9 protein-coding genes are annotated in these 15,075 nt (G+C 63.3%); 7 read left to right on the forward strand and 2 right to left on the reverse strand.

Translation table 11 applies throughout. The annotated features are described in order from the left end of the window. Window positions 1-88: 88 nt before the first annotated feature. The 4 genes from JOE31_RS07710 (at window position 89) to JOE31_RS07725 (ending at window position 4,592) form a co-directional block, all read left to right on the forward strand. Complete coding sequence (locus JOE31_RS07710) at window positions 89-1,201, forward strand: GNAT family N-acetyltransferase (protein WP_209743087.1); 1,113 nt, start codon at window positions 89-91, stop codon at window positions 1,199-1,201. 299 nt (window positions 1,202-1,500) lie between these two features. Beyond that, window positions 1,501-2,091, forward strand: a complete 591-nt coding sequence (rplJ, locus tag JOE31_RS07715) for a 50S ribosomal protein L10 (protein ID WP_011692822.1) — start codon at window positions 1,501-1,503, stop codon at window positions 2,089-2,091. 78 nt (window positions 2,092-2,169) lie between these two features. After that, window positions 2,170-2,541 carry a 50S ribosomal protein L7/L12 gene (gene rplL, locus JOE31_RS07720; protein ID WP_011692821.1) on the forward strand — a complete coding sequence of 124 codons (372 nt, stop codon included), beginning with the start codon at window positions 2,170-2,172 and terminating at the stop codon, window positions 2,539-2,541. Between the two features lie 209 nt (window positions 2,542-2,750). After that, window positions 2,751-4,592, forward strand: a complete 1,842-nt coding sequence (locus JOE31_RS07725) for a bifunctional UDP-sugar hydrolase/5'-nucleotidase (RefSeq protein ID WP_209743089.1) — start codon at window positions 2,751-2,753, stop codon at window positions 4,590-4,592. Here JOE31_RS07725 and JOE31_RS07730 read toward each other — a convergent pair. Continuing rightward, window positions 4,589-5,143, reverse strand: coding sequence for an aminoacyl-tRNA deacylase (locus JOE31_RS07730; protein ID WP_209748241.1), 555 nt, complete (start codon window positions 5,141-5,143; stop codon window positions 4,589-4,591). The two genes, JOE31_RS07725 and JOE31_RS07730, sit on opposite strands and share 4 nt — an antisense overlap. A 20-nt stretch (window positions 5,144-5,163) precedes the next feature. Then, window positions 5,164-6,363 carry an acetyl-CoA C-acetyltransferase gene (locus tag JOE31_RS07735; RefSeq protein WP_209743091.1) on the reverse strand — a complete coding sequence of 400 codons (1,200 nt, stop codon included), beginning with the start codon at window positions 6,361-6,363 and terminating at the stop codon, window positions 5,164-5,166. A 211-nt stretch (window positions 6,364-6,574) separates the two neighbouring features. Between JOE31_RS07735 and JOE31_RS07740 the strand changes: the two genes are divergently transcribed. From JOE31_RS07740 to JOE31_RS07750, 3 genes are all read left to right on the forward strand, one after another. Beyond that, complete coding sequence (locus JOE31_RS07740; RefSeq protein WP_209743093.1) at window positions 6,575-7,039, forward strand: hypothetical protein; 465 nt, start codon at window positions 6,575-6,577, stop codon at window positions 7,037-7,039. 366 nt (window positions 7,040-7,405) lie between these two features. Beyond that, complete coding sequence (rpoB, locus tag JOE31_RS07745) at window positions 7,406-10,921, forward strand: DNA-directed RNA polymerase subunit beta (RefSeq protein ID WP_209743095.1); 3,516 nt, start codon at window positions 7,406-7,408, stop codon at window positions 10,919-10,921. A gap of 119 nt (window positions 10,922-11,040) precedes the next feature. After that, entirely contained in the window at window positions 11,041-14,940 is a 3,900-nt protein-coding gene (locus JOE31_RS07750; RefSeq protein WP_209743097.1) for a DNA-directed RNA polymerase subunit beta', read from the forward strand. Window positions 14,941-15,075: the final 135 nt, after the last annotated feature.

Here is a 15,075-nt window from a genome sequence, read left to right on the forward strand (position 1 = left end):
CGGCATATGCTGGCGATAATTATTCGCTTGGATTCAAGCCCGCCGGCTTTGAAGGTGAGTGGCAGAAACGACTGGAATGACGCCCTCTATGGTTGAAGACGTACGGATCGAACAACTCTGGATTCCCGATTCCCTCGACGGGCCCGACAGCGCCGACTTCCTGGCCGCCGTCGAAGTTGGCCGGAAGGTGCGAATGCAAACGTGGGGGAGTGATGATCTCGCCTACACGCCGCTTGAAAAGCTCCTGGAACTTGCCGATCCCTACGAGCGCCAGGTCATCCTGGTGGCCAAGGTGCAGGGCCAAATTGTGGGCACGGTGGACATCGCCCTGCCACTCGCCGACAACCTTGACCTCGCGGAATTCACACTGGACATTCTGCCGGAATTCCAGCGCCAGGGAGTGGGGCGTCAGTTGCTGGAAGCGGCGGAGCAGTTTGCCCGGGCCGAAGGCCGGAGCCTGATCCTGATCGACACCAACCATCCTGGCGTTTCATTGAGCAGCTCCGTGGATGACCAGCTTGTCCCCGGTTCCGGGCTCGGCTTTGTTCCGATGGGAAGCCGGGAAGTGGAGTTCGCCCGGAAGACCGGCTACACCTTGCAGCACATCGAGCAGTTCAGTTCGTGCCTGTTGCCGCTGGACACCAAGCTGGTCGCGGAGCTGTCCGACGAAGCCGAGCAGGCCAATTCGGGCCGCTACCGCTTGCATCACTGGACGGACAGGTGCCCGGACGTCTGGCTCGAGGGCGTGGCCGCCCTGGAGAACCAGGCCGGTGAAGACACCGAACCGTCCGCTCGGACTGAAGAGCAGATGGTGTTCGACGGCGCCATGATCCGGAAGGCGGAAGACGCCACTATCGCGCAGGGACGGCGGACGGTGGTCACCGCCGTCGAACATATCGCCACCGGCATGCTGGTGGGGCTGACCACCATCAGCGTCCTGTCCCAAAGGCAGGACGTTGTGTTCCAGGACGACACCGTGGTGATGCAGGAACACCGGGGCAACAAGCTGGGCCTCCTGATCAAGGTGGCGAACATGGTGCGCCTCACCGAGCAGTTCCCCGACGCCAGGGTCATCTACACCTGGAATGCCCCGGAAAACAGATATCTGCTCAAAGTGAACCAGCAGCTGGGCTTCAATACCGCAGGCGTTACGGGGATATGGCAGAAGGACCTCCCGGACCTGGGGCCGAGCAGCAGCTGAACGGCGCCGATTTGGAGTACGGGCCGCGTTGCCCGTAAGCTTGGAGGACCAAAGACCGTCGGTTGTTGGAAATCCACTCTCCTGGGCATCGCTCAATTCTGCAGTTGTGTGCGGGAGAGCCAGTGGATCTCCGGACGAAGGACCCTGAACATAGGGCGGCCAGCGCAGGTGAACGAAGTAAAGCTCCACAGTCATGGACCGTGTCGAGCCAAGCCCCGTGCATCTGCCCGGGGCGTTTTTAGTTTTAGCTCACCTGAGCGGGGACCCGGAACACCGGCACTATCCCCGGAAGGAGGGTTATGGCAACGCCTACCAAGGTTTCAGCAGTAGCTGAGATCACTAACGATTTCAAGGAATCGAACGCCGCTGTCCTGACCGAATACCGTGGGCTCACCGTTGCACAGCTCAAGCAGCTGCGCGTTTCTCTCGGCCAGGACACCAAGTTCGCGGTCGTCAAGAACACCCTGACCGCAATTGCAGCCAAGGAAGCTGGTGTCGAAGCATTCGACGGTCAGCTCGCCGGCCCCACTGCAATCGCGTTCATCAAGGGTGACGCAGTTGCAGCTGCCAAGAGCCTGACGGATTTTGCCAAGACCAACAAGCAGCTGGTTATCAAGACCGGTTACTTCGAGGGTAAGGCACTGAACGCCAGCGAAGTTGCTGCCCTGGCAGCACTCGAGTCCCGCGAGCTGCAGCTCGCCAAGGTTGCAGGCATCCTCAAGGCTCCTGCTGCCGCTGCTGCACGCATCATCGACGCCCTGCGCCTCAAGCTTGAAGAAGAGAACGGTGCACCGGCAGCTGCCGAAGCGCCCGCCGCTGAAGAAGCCCCGGCAGCAGAAGCAGCAGAGACCGAAGCTCCGGCCGAAGCCGCAGCCACCGAAGAGAACTAACTCTCTTTCAAACCAGACTCCGGTGTGAAGGCAACGGCCCAGGCCGCCAAGCACCACCTATAGGAAGGACGCCACACCATGGCGAAGCTCACCAACGAAGAGCTCATTGAAGCTTTCAAGGAACTGACCATCATCGAGCTCTCCGAGTTCGTCAAGCTCTTCGAAGAGACCTTCGAAGTTACCGCTGCTGCCGTTGCCGTTGCCGGCCCGGCTGCCGCTGCTGAAGAAGCTGAAGAGAAGACCGACTTCGACGTCGTCCTCGAAGCTGCTGGCGACAAGAAGATCGCAGTGATCAAGGAAGTTCGCGCCATCACTTCCCTGGGCCTCAAGGAAGCCAAGGACCTGGTTGACAGCGCTCCGAAGGCCGTCCTCGAAGGCGCCACCAAGGAAGCTGCCGAGAAGGCAAAGGAGCAGCTCGAAGCTGCCGGCGCCACCGTTACCCTCAAGTAACACTTCGAGCTCCGGGAAGCGTTCAGCTTTCCTTTCTGCTCCGGGAAACCCCGTCCACTCCGGTGGGCGGGGTTTCCTGCGTCCGGGACCTGCACCAACAGTGGGTGAAGTTCCGAAAAAAGATTGTGGACTCTCCTTTTCATGGTCTTCAGGCAGCCCTAGACTTTGGATTTGTGCCTACCGGCCACCTACGTCAAGGAGTTCACACGATGACCGATCCGACCTCTCCGCCCTCCCGCCGCGCCATGCTCACGGCCGCCCTCGTCGGCGGGACCGCCGCCGCAGCCACCCTGGCCGGAGCCCCCGGCGCACAGGCCCTGCCGGCGCTCCAGCCCGGAGGAAAGAAGCAGTTCACCCTGACAGTGCTCGGCACGACCGACCTGCATAACAACGTCTTCAACTGGGACTACTTCAAGGACACGGCCTACGCGGACGCGGCGGGCAACAAGATCGGCGTCGCCCAGGCGGCCACGCTGATCAAGGCAATGCGGGCCGAGCGGGGGGCGCAAGGCACGCTGACCATCGACGCGGGCGACACCATCCAGGGAACGCCGCTGGCCTACTACTTTGCCAAAATTCGCCCAATTTCCGAGTCGGTCACGCACCCCATGGCCCTCGCCATGAACGCGGTGGGCTACGACGCCGTCGGTCTTGGCAACCACGAGTTCAATTACGGCATCCCGCTGCTTCGCACCTGGGAGAAGCAACTCGACTTCCCGCTCCTCGGTGCCAACGTCCACGACGCCGTGACCGGGGAGCGGGCCTTCACCCCGTATGTGCTCAAGCGCGTGAAGACGGACAACGGCTGGCTGACCGTGGGACTGGTCGGCTTCGTGACACCCGGTTGCGCACTCTGGGACCGCGACAACGTCCAGGGAAAACTGGACTTCAACGGAATTGTTGAAGAAGCCAGGATCGTCATCCCGCAAATGAAGGCCGCCGGAGCCGACGTCGTGATCGTCTCCAGCCATTCAGGCGCGACGCCGGGATCCTCCTACGGAGACGCCCTTCCGTTCCCTGAAAATGCCTCCACACAGTTGGCGGAGGAAGTGCCGGGGATCGATGCCATCCTGGTGGGCCACGCCCACGTGGAGATCCCGGAACGATTCGTCCGTAACAGGGCCACCGGCAAGCAGGTGCTCCTCACCGAGCCGCTGAAGTGGGGCATGCGGGTTGCCGTGATGGACCTTCAGTTGGCCAAGGAGAAGGGGCAGTGGAGCGTCACTTCAGCGTCGTCCCACCTGCTGGACGCCAAGACCGTAGAGGCGGATCCCGCCGTCGTCCGCGCCGTTCAGGCCGGGCACGACGCTACGGTGGCGTACGTGAACGAGGTGATTGGAACGTCCACGGCCCCGCTCAGCACGGCCACCGCCTGCTGGGAGGACTCCGCGGCCATCGACGCCATCAACTACGTCCAGGCCAGCACCATCAAGGCCGAACTGGCCGGCGGCACTGCGGCCGGCCTTCCGGTGCTGTCCATTGCCGCGGCGTTTTCGCGCGCCGTGGACGTCAAAGCCGGGCCCCTGACCATCCGTGATGTCGCGGGGCTCTACATATTCGACAACACGCTGCTGTCCATCAAGGTCACCGGTGCCCAGGTGAAGGCCTACCTCGAATGGTCAGCGCAGTACTTCAAGCCGGTCAGTTCCGCCACGGCCCGCGCGGCCGACGTCACCAACGCCGGCACCGCTATGGCGCCGAACGGGACCCCGGACTACAACTACGACGTCGTCTACGGCCTTGATGCGCCGCTGACCTACGACATCGACCTGGCGCGGCCCGTTGGCGGGCGTATCGTCAACCTCAGCTACGGGGGAGAGGCGCTGCGTGCGGACCAGGTATTCGCCATGGCCATCAACAACTACCGCCAGAGCGGCGGCGGGAATTTCCCGGCAGTCAAGACGGCGCCCGTCCTGTCCAACAGCCAGCAGGAGATCCGGCAGCGGATCATTGACTACGTTGTTGACAACGGCACCCTTGATGCAGCCCTGTTCAGCCGGAATGACTGGCGGCTTGTGGTCAACGGCCAGCCGCTGACGGTCACACCCTAGACGTGGCCGCCGGGCGGCGCCGGGACCTGGACGGCGTCGCTGATGTCCGCGACCACGGCGTCCAGCGCCGCGGTCAGGGCATCGGCGTCCACGAAGGCACTGTAGCCGTGCTGCCCGGCACCCATGGAAATCCGCCGCCCTGTGATGGCCGCGTCCGCGTAGACCGGCCACGGCGTGGTGCTGCCCAGCGGGGTGATCGTACCGCGCTCGTAACCGGTGGCCTCGAGCGCGACGTCGGCCGGCGGCAGGGAAAGCTTGTTGACACCCAGCAGGCTGCGGAGCTTCGGCCAGGAAATCTGGCGGTCTCCCGGCACCAAGGCAAACAGGAAGCTGCCGTCCTTGTGCTTGACCACCAGGGACTTCACAATGTCCGACGGCTGGATGCCCAGGATCCGGGCCGCCTCTTGGAGGCTGTCCGCGGCGAGCCGCTCCACGAGCTGGACCTCCAGCCCGCGGGCGGCGGCATCGGCAAGGAACCGCTCCCTGCCGGTGCCGCCGGTGCCGTCGGTTCCGTTCGTGCCGCCGGTGGCGTTGTCGGCGTTGCCAGCCACGGCGTTGCCAGCCACAGTCGTCAGTCGCGGTAGAGGAGGAGGGCTTCGCCCTGCCCGCCGCCGCCGCACAGGGAAACAGCGGCCTTGCCGGAGCCGCGGCGTTTCAGTTCGTGTGCGGCATGTCCGGCCAGGCGGGCGCCCGAGGCCCCGATGGGGTGCCCGAGGGCGATGGCGCCGCCGTGGATGTTGCACTTCTCCAGCGGGTACTGGAGGTCCTTGAGCGACTGGACGGCAACCGAACCGAAGGCCTCGTTGATCTCAATGAAGTCGAGGTCCGCAGTGGTCCATCCGGCACGGTCCAGGGCGCTCTTTATTGCATTGGACGGCTGCGAGTGCAGCGAATTGTCCGGGCCTGCAACCTGGCCCGGCTTGCCCACCACCGCAAGATAGTCCAGGCCGTTGTCTTCCGCGAACTTCCGGCTGGTCAACACCAGGGCGGCAGCGCCGTCGGACAGGGGAGAGGAGTTGCCCGCCGTGATGGTGCCGTCGCTGACGAACGCCGCACGGAGCCCGGCCAGCGACTCGATCGACGTGTTTGGGCGCACTCCTTCGTCAGTGGCCACCACCACCGGATCCCCCTTCCGCTGTTTGACGCTGATCGGGGCGATCTCGTCGTCGAAAACTCCGTTCTTCGCGGCCAGGGCGGCGCGCTGGTGGGACTGGGCCGCCACATTGTCCTGCGAGGTCCGGTCGATGCCCAGAACCAGGTTCTTGCTTTCCGTGGACAGGCCCATGGACTGTCCGTCGAAGGCATCGGTCAGGCCGTCATGCGCGGCCACGTCCAGCGCCTGGACACTCCCGTAAGTCCAACCCTGGCGGGAACCCGGCAGGATGTGCGGCGCCCGGGACATGGATTCCTGGCCGCCGGCGACGACGACGGCGGCATCACCGCTGCGGATCATGCGGGCGGCGTCGATCACGGCTGTGAGGCCGGAAAGGCACACTTTGTTGATAGTGACCGTGGGGACGTTCCAGCCGATGCCGGCGCCGATGGCGCTCTGCCGCGCCGGGTTCTGGCCCGCTCCCGCCTGCAGCACCTGGCCCATGATGACCGCATCCACCTGGTCCGCGGCAACGCCGCTCGCGGCGAGGGCCGCCTTGATGGCATGCGCCCCGAGCTCCACCGCCGTGAAGCCGGCCAACTGTCCGTTGAGGCGGCCCTGCGGCGTGCGGGCCGCAGCGAGGATGACAACATCGTTGTTGTCTGGGGAGTTGCTCATGGTTATCTCTTCCGATCTGTGACGATGTAGGCCAAGGCTATCGTGAGCCGAATCACCTATCCATTCAAACGCATGCGCGGCAGGCTCCATTCCGCTGCCTTGATGGGTAGGCCTGCCCATCAGGCGAATGTGCGGCGCCGGTCAGGGCTGAGTAGGGTGGATGGCGGATACGCCCGTCCCGGGAAGACGTTGTGGGGAAACAGGAGCTCAAATGAAGAAGATACTTGCAGTCGCGGCCATCGCAGGCCTGGCCGGACTCACGGCCTGCAGCGTTTCCACTCCCGCGCCGGACAGCACGACGTCGACGGCGGCCCCCGCCACCTCCTCTTCCGCGCCGTCCCCGGCGTCCCCGTCGCAGTCTTCCGACAGTTCCGACGCCGGAAGTGCGGGCGTGAAGGAAGCCTGCGAGAAGTTCAACACCCTCTACGCCGAGTACAAGGCTGCGGGCGGCGACGCCAATGCCTACGAGGACATCTACCTCAAGGCCGAGGACGCCAAAGCTGCCGTCTCCGGAGACCTCGAGGGCCTTTTTGCTGCACTGAGCCTCATCGCCATCGACCATTCAGCAGCTGGCGGGAACGGCGAGCCGGAGCAGGCTTCCAAGGACGCGGTCCGCGATGCGGTGTTCGCCAACGCCGGCGCCTGCACCGCCGAAGGCGTGACCCTCACGCTGTAGCGGTCCGCCTGCGGCTGCCCGCCCGTGGCGGTGCGCTTGTGCCGGCCCGCCCGCGGCGGGGCGCAGACCAACTAGGTGCCCGCGGCAACAGTGCTTGCAATAAGCGGGGAAGTGGGGTAGACACGTACGCTGTTTTGCCGTATCGTAGATATTTGCGTCTTCCCTGTTTACCTTCAGCCTTCATATAGCGGTGGGCTATGCCTAGCAGCTGATCCATCAACGTGCCGTCAAAGACGTGTCACACCATGGGCAGCCTGGGTCCCGGGTCATATAGCGGAACCGGACTGGTAGCGCTGCGGAGTCATTCTGCAGGGCTTGCAACGGGGGAGATCTGAAAACGCCTGAAGGTCTGTGGAAGGATCCCTCTTGGTCGCCTCGAGCACCTCTAATGTAAACAACGCTACCGCTATCAATGCCGACAGCACCGATGGTGCCACTCGCCGGCTCTCATTCGCAAAGATTCACGAACCTCTTGACGTTCCGAATCTGCTTGCCCTGCAAACGGACAGCTTCGACTGGCTGGTCGGAAACGAACGCTGGCAGGCACGCGTTGCGAAGGCCGTCGAAGAAGGCGACCTCAGCGTCGCCACTAGCTCCGGTCTGTCTGACATCTTCGAAGAGATCTCCCCGATCGAGGATTTCCAGGGCACCATGTCCCTGAGCTTCTCCGATCCGGAGTTCGCTGATCCCAAATACACCATGGCCGAGTGCAAGGACCGGGACGCTACGTACTCGGCTCCGCTGTACGTTAAAGCCGAGTTCATGAACAACAACACGGGCGAAATCAAGCAGCAGACCGTGTTCATGGGTGACTTCCCGCTGATGACCGAGAAGGGCACCTTCGTAGTCAACGGCACCGAGCGCGTCGTTGTCTCCCAGCTGGTCCGTTCCCCGGGCGCCTACTTCGAGCGCACCGCTGACAAGACCAGCGACAAGGATATCTTCACTGCCAAGATCATCCCGTCCCGCGGTGCCTGGTTCGAGCTCGAGATCGACAAGCGCGACCAGGTCGGCGTCCGCCTTGACCGCAAGCGCAAGCAGTCCGTCACGGTGCTGCTGAAGGCCCTCGGCTGGACCGAAGGCCAAATCCTCGAAGAGTTCGGCCAGTACGACTCCATGCGCGCAACGCTGGAGAAGGACGCCACCGAAACCCGCGAAGACGCCTTGCTGGACATCTACCGGAAGCTGCGACCGGGCGAGCCGCCCACCGTCGAGGCTGCCCAGTCCCTGCTGGACAACCTGTACTTCAACTCCAAGCGCTACGATCTGGCCAAGGTCGGCCGTTACAAGATCAACCGCAAGCTTGGCATCGACCGCTCCCTTGGCGACAAGGAAGCATCGGTCCTGCACGTCGAAGACATCGTTGCAATGATCAAGTTCCTGGTTGCACTGCACGCCGGCGAGAAGACCCTCACCGGCAAGCGCGACGGCCAGGACCACGAGCTGCGCGTCGAAATCGATGACATCGACCACTTCGGCAACCGCCGCATCCGCGCCGTCGGCGAGCTCATCGAGAACCAGGTCCGCACCGGCCTGTCCCGTATGGAGCGCGTCGTCCGCGAGCGTATGACCACGCAGGACGTCGAAGCCATCACGCCGCAGACGCTGATCAACATCCGCCCGGTGGTGGCAGCCATCAAGGAGTTCTTCGGAACCTCCCAGCTGTCCCAGTTCATGGACCAGAACAACCCGCTGTCGGGTCTGACCCACAAGCGCCGTCTGTCCGCGCTTGGCCCGGGTGGTCTGTCCCGTGACCGTGCAGGCATGGAAGTCCGAGACGTTCACCCGTCCCACTACGGACGTATGTGCCCCATTGAAACCCCTGAAGGCCCGAACATTGGTCTGATCGGTTCGCTGGCATCCTACGGCCGCATCAACCCCTTCGGTTTCATCGAGACGCCTTACCGCCTCGTATCGGAGGGCGTCGTGTCCGATGAGGTCCAGTACCTGACGGCCGACGACGAAGCAGAGGTCCTGATTGCTCAGGCCAACGCTCCGCTGGACGAGAACAAGAAGTTCGCCGAAGAGACCGTCCTGGTCCGCGCCCGTGGTGGTGGAGGCGAGCCCGTGCTGGTCCCCGCCGCCGACGTCGAGTTCATGGACGTTTCCCCGCGCCAGATGGTGTCCGTGGCTACGGCCCTGATTCCGTTCCTCGAGCATGACGATGCAAACCGCGCACTCATGGGTGCCAACATGCAGCGCCAGGCCGTGCCGCTGGTCCGTTCCGAGGCGCCGTTCGTCGGTACCGGCATGGAGCGCGCCGCTGCAGTCGACGCCGGTGACGTCGTTATCGCGAAGAAGGCCGGTGTGGTCACCGAGGTGTCCGCTGAACTCGTCATCATGCTCAACGACGACGGCACGGAAACCAACTACCGCATCAACAAGTTCGCGCGTTCCAACCAGGGCAACTGCTACAACCACCGTGTCCTGGTGAGCGAAGGCCAGCGCCTGGAGGTCGGCGGCATCATCGCTGACGGCCCGGCAACGGACCAGGGTGAACTTGCGCTCGGTAAGAACCTGCTCGTGGCATTCATGTCATGGGAAGGCCACAACTTCGAGGACGCCATCATCCTCTCGCAGCGCATTGTTGCCGAGGACGTTCTTTCCTCCATCCACATCGAGGAGCACGAGATCGATGCCCGCGACACCAAGCTTGGTGCCGAGGAAATCACCCGTGACATCCCCAACGTGTCCGAGGAAGTCCTGGCAGGCCTGGACGAGCGCGGCATCATCCACATCGGTGCCGAGGTTGAAGCCGGCGACATCCTGGTCGGAAAGGTCACCCCGAAGGGTGAAACCGAACTGACCCCGGAAGAGCGCCTGCTGCGCGCCATCTTCGGTGAGAAGTCCCGCGAAGTGCGCGACACGTCCCTGAAGGTTCCGCACGGCGAGTCCGGCACCGTCATCGGCGTCCGCGTCTTCGACCGCGACAACGACGACGAACTGCCCCCGGGCGTCAACCAGCTGGTCCGCGTGTACGTGGCCGCCAAGCGCAAGATCACCGACGGCGACAAGCTCGCCGGCCGTCACGGCAACAAGGGTGTTATCTCCAAGATCCTTCCGATCGAGGACATGCCCTTCCTTGCCGACGGCACCCCTGTTGATATCGTCCTGAACCCGCTGGGTGTTCCGGGCCGTATGAACGTCGGCCAGGTGCTCGAAACGCACCTCGGCTGGGTTGCCAAGACCGGTTGGAAGATCGAAGGCGAGCCCGAGTGGGTCAAGCAGCTGCCGAACCTGCCGCGCGAGAGTGGCCAGACCACCGTTGCAACGCCGGTCTTCGACGGTGCTCGTGAAGAAGAAATCACGGGCCTGCTCGACTCCACCAACGTGACCCGCGACGGCGACCGCCTGATCAACTCTTCGGGCAAGACCCGCCTGTTCGACGGCCGCTCAGGCGAGCCGTTCCCGGATCCGATCTCGGTCGGCTACATGTACATCCTGAAGCTCCACCACCTGGTGGACGACAAGATCCACGCGCGCTCCACCGGCCCGTACTCCATGATCACGCAGCAGCCGCTGGGTGGTAAGGCTCAGTTCGGTGGCCAGCGCTTCGGTGAAATGGAAGTGTGGGCGCTCGAAGCTTACGGCGCCGCTTACACGCTCCAGGAACTCCTCACGATCAAGTCGGATGACATCCATGGTCGTGTGAAGGTCTACGAAGCCATCGTCAAGGGCGAGAACATCCCGGAGCCGGGCGTTCCTGAGTCCTTCAAGGTCTTGATCAAGGAAATGCAGTCGCTGTGCCTGAACGTGGAAGTGCTTTCCACGGACGGAACCACAATTGAAATGCGTGACTCTGATGACGCAGTCTTCACGGCTGCGGAAGAACTGGGCATCGATCTGTCTCGTGCAGAGCCCAGTTCCGTAGAAGAGGTCTAAGAGGGGGTTTACCGGGAAAAGCAGCGCACCACCCGCGCTGTCTTTTCCCGGTAAACCACCTCCCTCTTCCCGTAACCCAAGACTTCAGAATTTAGAGAACAAGAGAGAACAGGGACCATATGTCCAGCGAATCCTCCTTCGGCCTCATGCAGATCGGCCTCGCCACCGCGGAAGACATCCGTGGCTGGTCTTACGGCGAGGTTAAGAAGCCGGAAACCATCAACTACCGCACGCTCAAGCCCGAGAAGGACGGCCTCTTCTGCGAGAAGATCTTCGGCCCGTCCCGCGACTGGGAATGCTACTGCGGCAAGTACAAGCGCGTGCGCTTCAAGGGCATCATCTGCGAGCGGTGTGGCGTTGAGGTCACCCGTGCCAAGGTCCGCCGTGAGCGCATGGGCCACATCGAACTGGCTGCGCCCGTAACGCACATCTGGTACTTCAAGGGTGTTCCGTCCCGCCTGGGCTACCTCCTTGACCTGGCACCGAAGGACCTTGAGAAGGTCATCTACTTCGCTGCCTACATGATCACGAGCGTCGACACCGACAGCCGCCACGAGGAACTGCCCAACCTGCAGGTTGAGCACGACATCGAGAAGAAGCAGCTGGTTGACAACCGCGACTCCGACATCGCCACGATCGCCCGCGACCTTGAGAACGAGCTTGCCCGTCTCGAAGGCGAAGGCGCCAAGGCTGCCGACAAGAAGAAGGCCCGCGACTCCGCGGACCGTCAGATGGCCAATGTGCGTAAGCGTGCCGACGCCGACATCGAGCGCCTCGAGCAGGTCTGGGACCGCTTCAAGAACCTCAAGGTCGCAGACCTCGAAGGCGATGAAGGCCTCTACCGCGAACTGCGTGACCGCTACGGCATGTACTTCGAAGGCTCCATGGGTGCCGAAGCCATCAAGAAGCGTCTTGAGAACTTCGACATGCAGGCCGAGTCGGACCTCCTGCGCGACATCATTGCCAACGGCAAGGGCCAGCGCAAGACCCGTGCCCTGAAGCGCCTGAAGGTGGTCAACGCGTTCCTGACCACCAACAACAGCCCGCTCGGCATGGTGCTGGACGCCGTCCCGGTGATCCCGCCGGAACTGCGCCCGATGGTCCAGTTGGACGGTGGCCGCTTCGCGACCTCCGACCTCAACGACCTCTACCGCCGTGTGATCAACCGCAACAACCGCCTCAAGCGCCTGCTTGACCTCGGTGCTCCGGAGATCATCGTCAACAACGAGAAGCGCATGCTTCAGGAAGCTGTTGACAGCCTCTTCGACAACGGCCGTCGTGGCCGTCCGGTTACGGGTCCGGGCAACCGTCCGCTGAAGTCCCTGAGCGACATGCTCAAGGGCAAGCAGGGTCGTTTCCGCCAGAACCTGCTCGGCAAGCGCGTTGACTACTCCGGCCGTTCGGTCATCGTTGTCGGCCCGCAGCTGAAGCTGCACCAGTGTGGCCTGCCCAAGCAGATGGCTCTGGAGCTCTTCAAGCCGTTCGTGATGAAGCGCCTGGTTGACCTCAACCACGCCCAGAACATCAAGTCGGCCAAGCGCATGGTTGAGCGTTACCGTCCGCAGGTCTGGGACGTTCTCGAAGAGATCATCACCGAGCACCCTGTGCTGCTGAACCGTGCACCTACCCTGCACCGCCTCGGCATCCAGGCGTTCGAGCCCCAGCTTGTTGAAGGCAAGGCAATCCAGCTGCACCCGCTGGTTTGTGGCGCCTTCAACGCTGACTTCGACGGCGACCAGATGGCAGTCCACCTGCCGCTGAGCCCCGAAGCCCAGGCTGAAGCACGCATCCTGATGCTGTCCTCGAACAACATCCTGAAGCCGTCTGACGGCCGCCCGGTGACCCTTCCTTCGCAGGATATGATCATCGGCCTCTACCACCTGACCACCAAGCGTGTCGGTTCAGCTGGCGAAGGCCGGATCTTCTCCTCGGTTTCGGAAGCCATCATGGCGTTCGACCTGCACGAGCTGCACCTGAACTCCCAGGTAAAGATCCGTCTTGAGGGCTTTGTCCCTTACGCCGGCTGGGAAGCTCCGGAAGGCTGGGAGCCGGGTCAGACCGCGCTCGTCCAGACCTCCCTGGGCCAGGTCATCTTCAACCAGACCCTGCCCGAGGACTACCCGTGGGTTGAGGCTGTTGCCGACAAGGGCGAACTGTCCCGCATCGTCAACGACCTCGCCGAGCGCTACCCGAAGGTTGTCACCGCGGCAACGCTGGACAACCTGAAGGATGCCGGTTTCTACTGGGCCACCCGCTCAGGCGTCACGGTCGCCATCTCCGACATCGAGGTCCCGGTTGAGAAGCCGGTCATCCTTGCCGGTTACGAAGAGCGCGCCGCCAAGATCCAGGGCCAGTACGACAAGGGCCTGATCGACGACGACGAGCGTCGCCAGGAACTGATCGAGATCTGGAACAAGGCAACGAACGAGATCGCGCAGGTCATGCGCGACAACCTGTCGCCGATGAACACCATCAACCGCATGGTGTCCTCCGGCGCACGTGGTAACTGGATGCAGGTCCGTCAGATCGCGGGTATCCGTGGCCTGGTGGCCAACCCTAAGGGTGAGATCATCCCGCGTCCGATCAAGTCCTCCTACCGCGAGGGCCTGTCCGTGCTGGAATACTTCATCGCGACGCACGGTGCCCGTAAGGGTCTGGCTGACACCGCCCTGCGTACCGCCAACTCGGGTTACCTGACCCGTCGTCTGGTGGACGTCTCGCAGGACGTCATCGTCCGTGAAGAGGACTGCGGCACCGAACGCGGCCTCGTCACCCCGATTGCCGTGGCTGACGCCAACGGCGAGCTGGTCCTGGACGAGAACGTTGAGAACAGCGCGTACGCCCGTACCCTGGCCGTGGATGTCGTTGACTCCAAGGGCAAGGTCCTGGCTGCCGGCGGCACCGACTGCGGCGACGTGGTCATTGCCGAACTGTTCGCAGCCGGTATCACCGAGGTCAAGGTCCGCTCCGTACTCACCTGTGAGTCCAGCGTCGGCACCTGCGCCCTGTGCTACGGCCGTTCGCTGGCCACCGGCAAGACCGTGGACATCGGTGAGGCGGTGGGCATCATCGCCGCACAGTCCATCGGTGAGCCCGGTACCCAGCTGACCATGCGTACGTTCCACACCGGTGGTGCTGTTTCCGCCAGCGGCGGCGACGACATCACCCAGGGTCTGCCCCGTATCCAGGAGCTCTTCGAAGCCCGTACTCCGAAGGGTGTCGCACCGATTGCAGAAGCAGCCGGCCGCATCACCATCGAAGAGTCCGAGCGCCAGATGCGCCTCGTCATTACTCCGGATGACGGCAGCGAAGAGATCGCCTACCCGGTCCTTCGCCGCTCACGCCTCCTGATTGAAGACGGCCAGCACGTCGCGGTGGGCCAGAAGCTCATCAACGGTCCGGTCGACCCCAAGCAGGTTCTTCGCATCATGGGTCCCCGTGCTGCACAGAAGTTCCTGGTGGACGAGGTCCAGGGCGTGTACCGCAGCCAGGGCATCGGTATCCACGACAAGCACGTCGAGGTTATCGTTCGCCAGATGCTGCGACGCGTCACGGTCATCGAGTCGGGTGAATCCGACCTGCTCCCCGGCGAACTCGCCGAGCGCAGCCGCTTCGAAGACGCCAACCGTCGCGTTGTGTCCGAGGGCAAGACTCCGGCTTCCGGACGTCCCGAGCTCATGGGCATCACCAAGGCATCCCTGGCGACCGAGTCCTGGCTGTCGGCAGCTTCCTTCCAGGAGACCACCCGCGTCCTCACGCAGGCGGCCATGGAAGGCAAGAGCGACCCGCTGCTCGGCCTCAAGGAAAACGTCATCATCGGTAAGCTCATCCCGGCCGGCACGGGTCTCCCGCGCTACACGGAGGTCACGGTGGAGCCGACTGAAGAAGCAAAGGCAAACCTGTTCACAGGTCCCAGCGCATTCAGCGACTTCTCCTACGACACCCTGGGCGGCGACGGAGCTCCTGAGTTCCACGCCATCCCGCTGGATGACTACGATCTCGGCAGCGACTTCCGCTAACCGTTAGTTCGGCGTCGGGCCCCGCCACCTCTCTGTTTTGAACAACGGAGCGGTGGCGGGGCCTTTCCGTTGGCCCGATTAAGGCTTGACGGCCGTCCATGTTAGACTGGATACCAATTGTTATTGTGGCAGTGG

It is taken from the genome of Arthrobacter sp. PvP023, assembly GCF_017832975.1.
In the GTDB taxonomy this organism is placed as follows: domain Bacteria; phylum Actinomycetota; class Actinomycetes; order Actinomycetales; family Micrococcaceae; genus Arthrobacter.

Coding starts and splice junctions, on each gene's coding strand:
- JOE31_RS07725 (WP_209743089.1), top strand. CDS start 2,751: ATGACCGATCCGACCTCTCCGCCCTCCCGCCGCGCCATGCTCACGGCC.
- rplJ (WP_011692822.1), top strand. CDS start 1,501: ATGGCAACGCCTACCAAGGTTTCAGCAGTAGCTGAGATCACTAACGAT.
- JOE31_RS07740 (WP_209743093.1), top strand. CDS start 6,575: ATGAAGAAGATACTTGCAGTCGCGGCCATCGCAGGCCTGGCCGGACTC.
- rplL (WP_011692821.1), top strand. CDS start 2,170: ATGGCGAAGCTCACCAACGAAGAGCTCATTGAAGCTTTCAAGGAACTG.
- JOE31_RS07710 (WP_209743087.1), top strand. CDS start 89: ATGGTTGAAGACGTACGGATCGAACAACTCTGGATTCCCGATTCCCTC.
- JOE31_RS07735 (WP_209743091.1), bottom strand. CDS start 6,363: ATGAGCAACTCCCCAGACAACAACGATGTTGTCATCCTCGCTGCGGCC.
- JOE31_RS07750 (WP_209743097.1), top strand. CDS start 11,041: ATGTCCAGCGAATCCTCCTTCGGCCTCATGCAGATCGGCCTCGCCACC.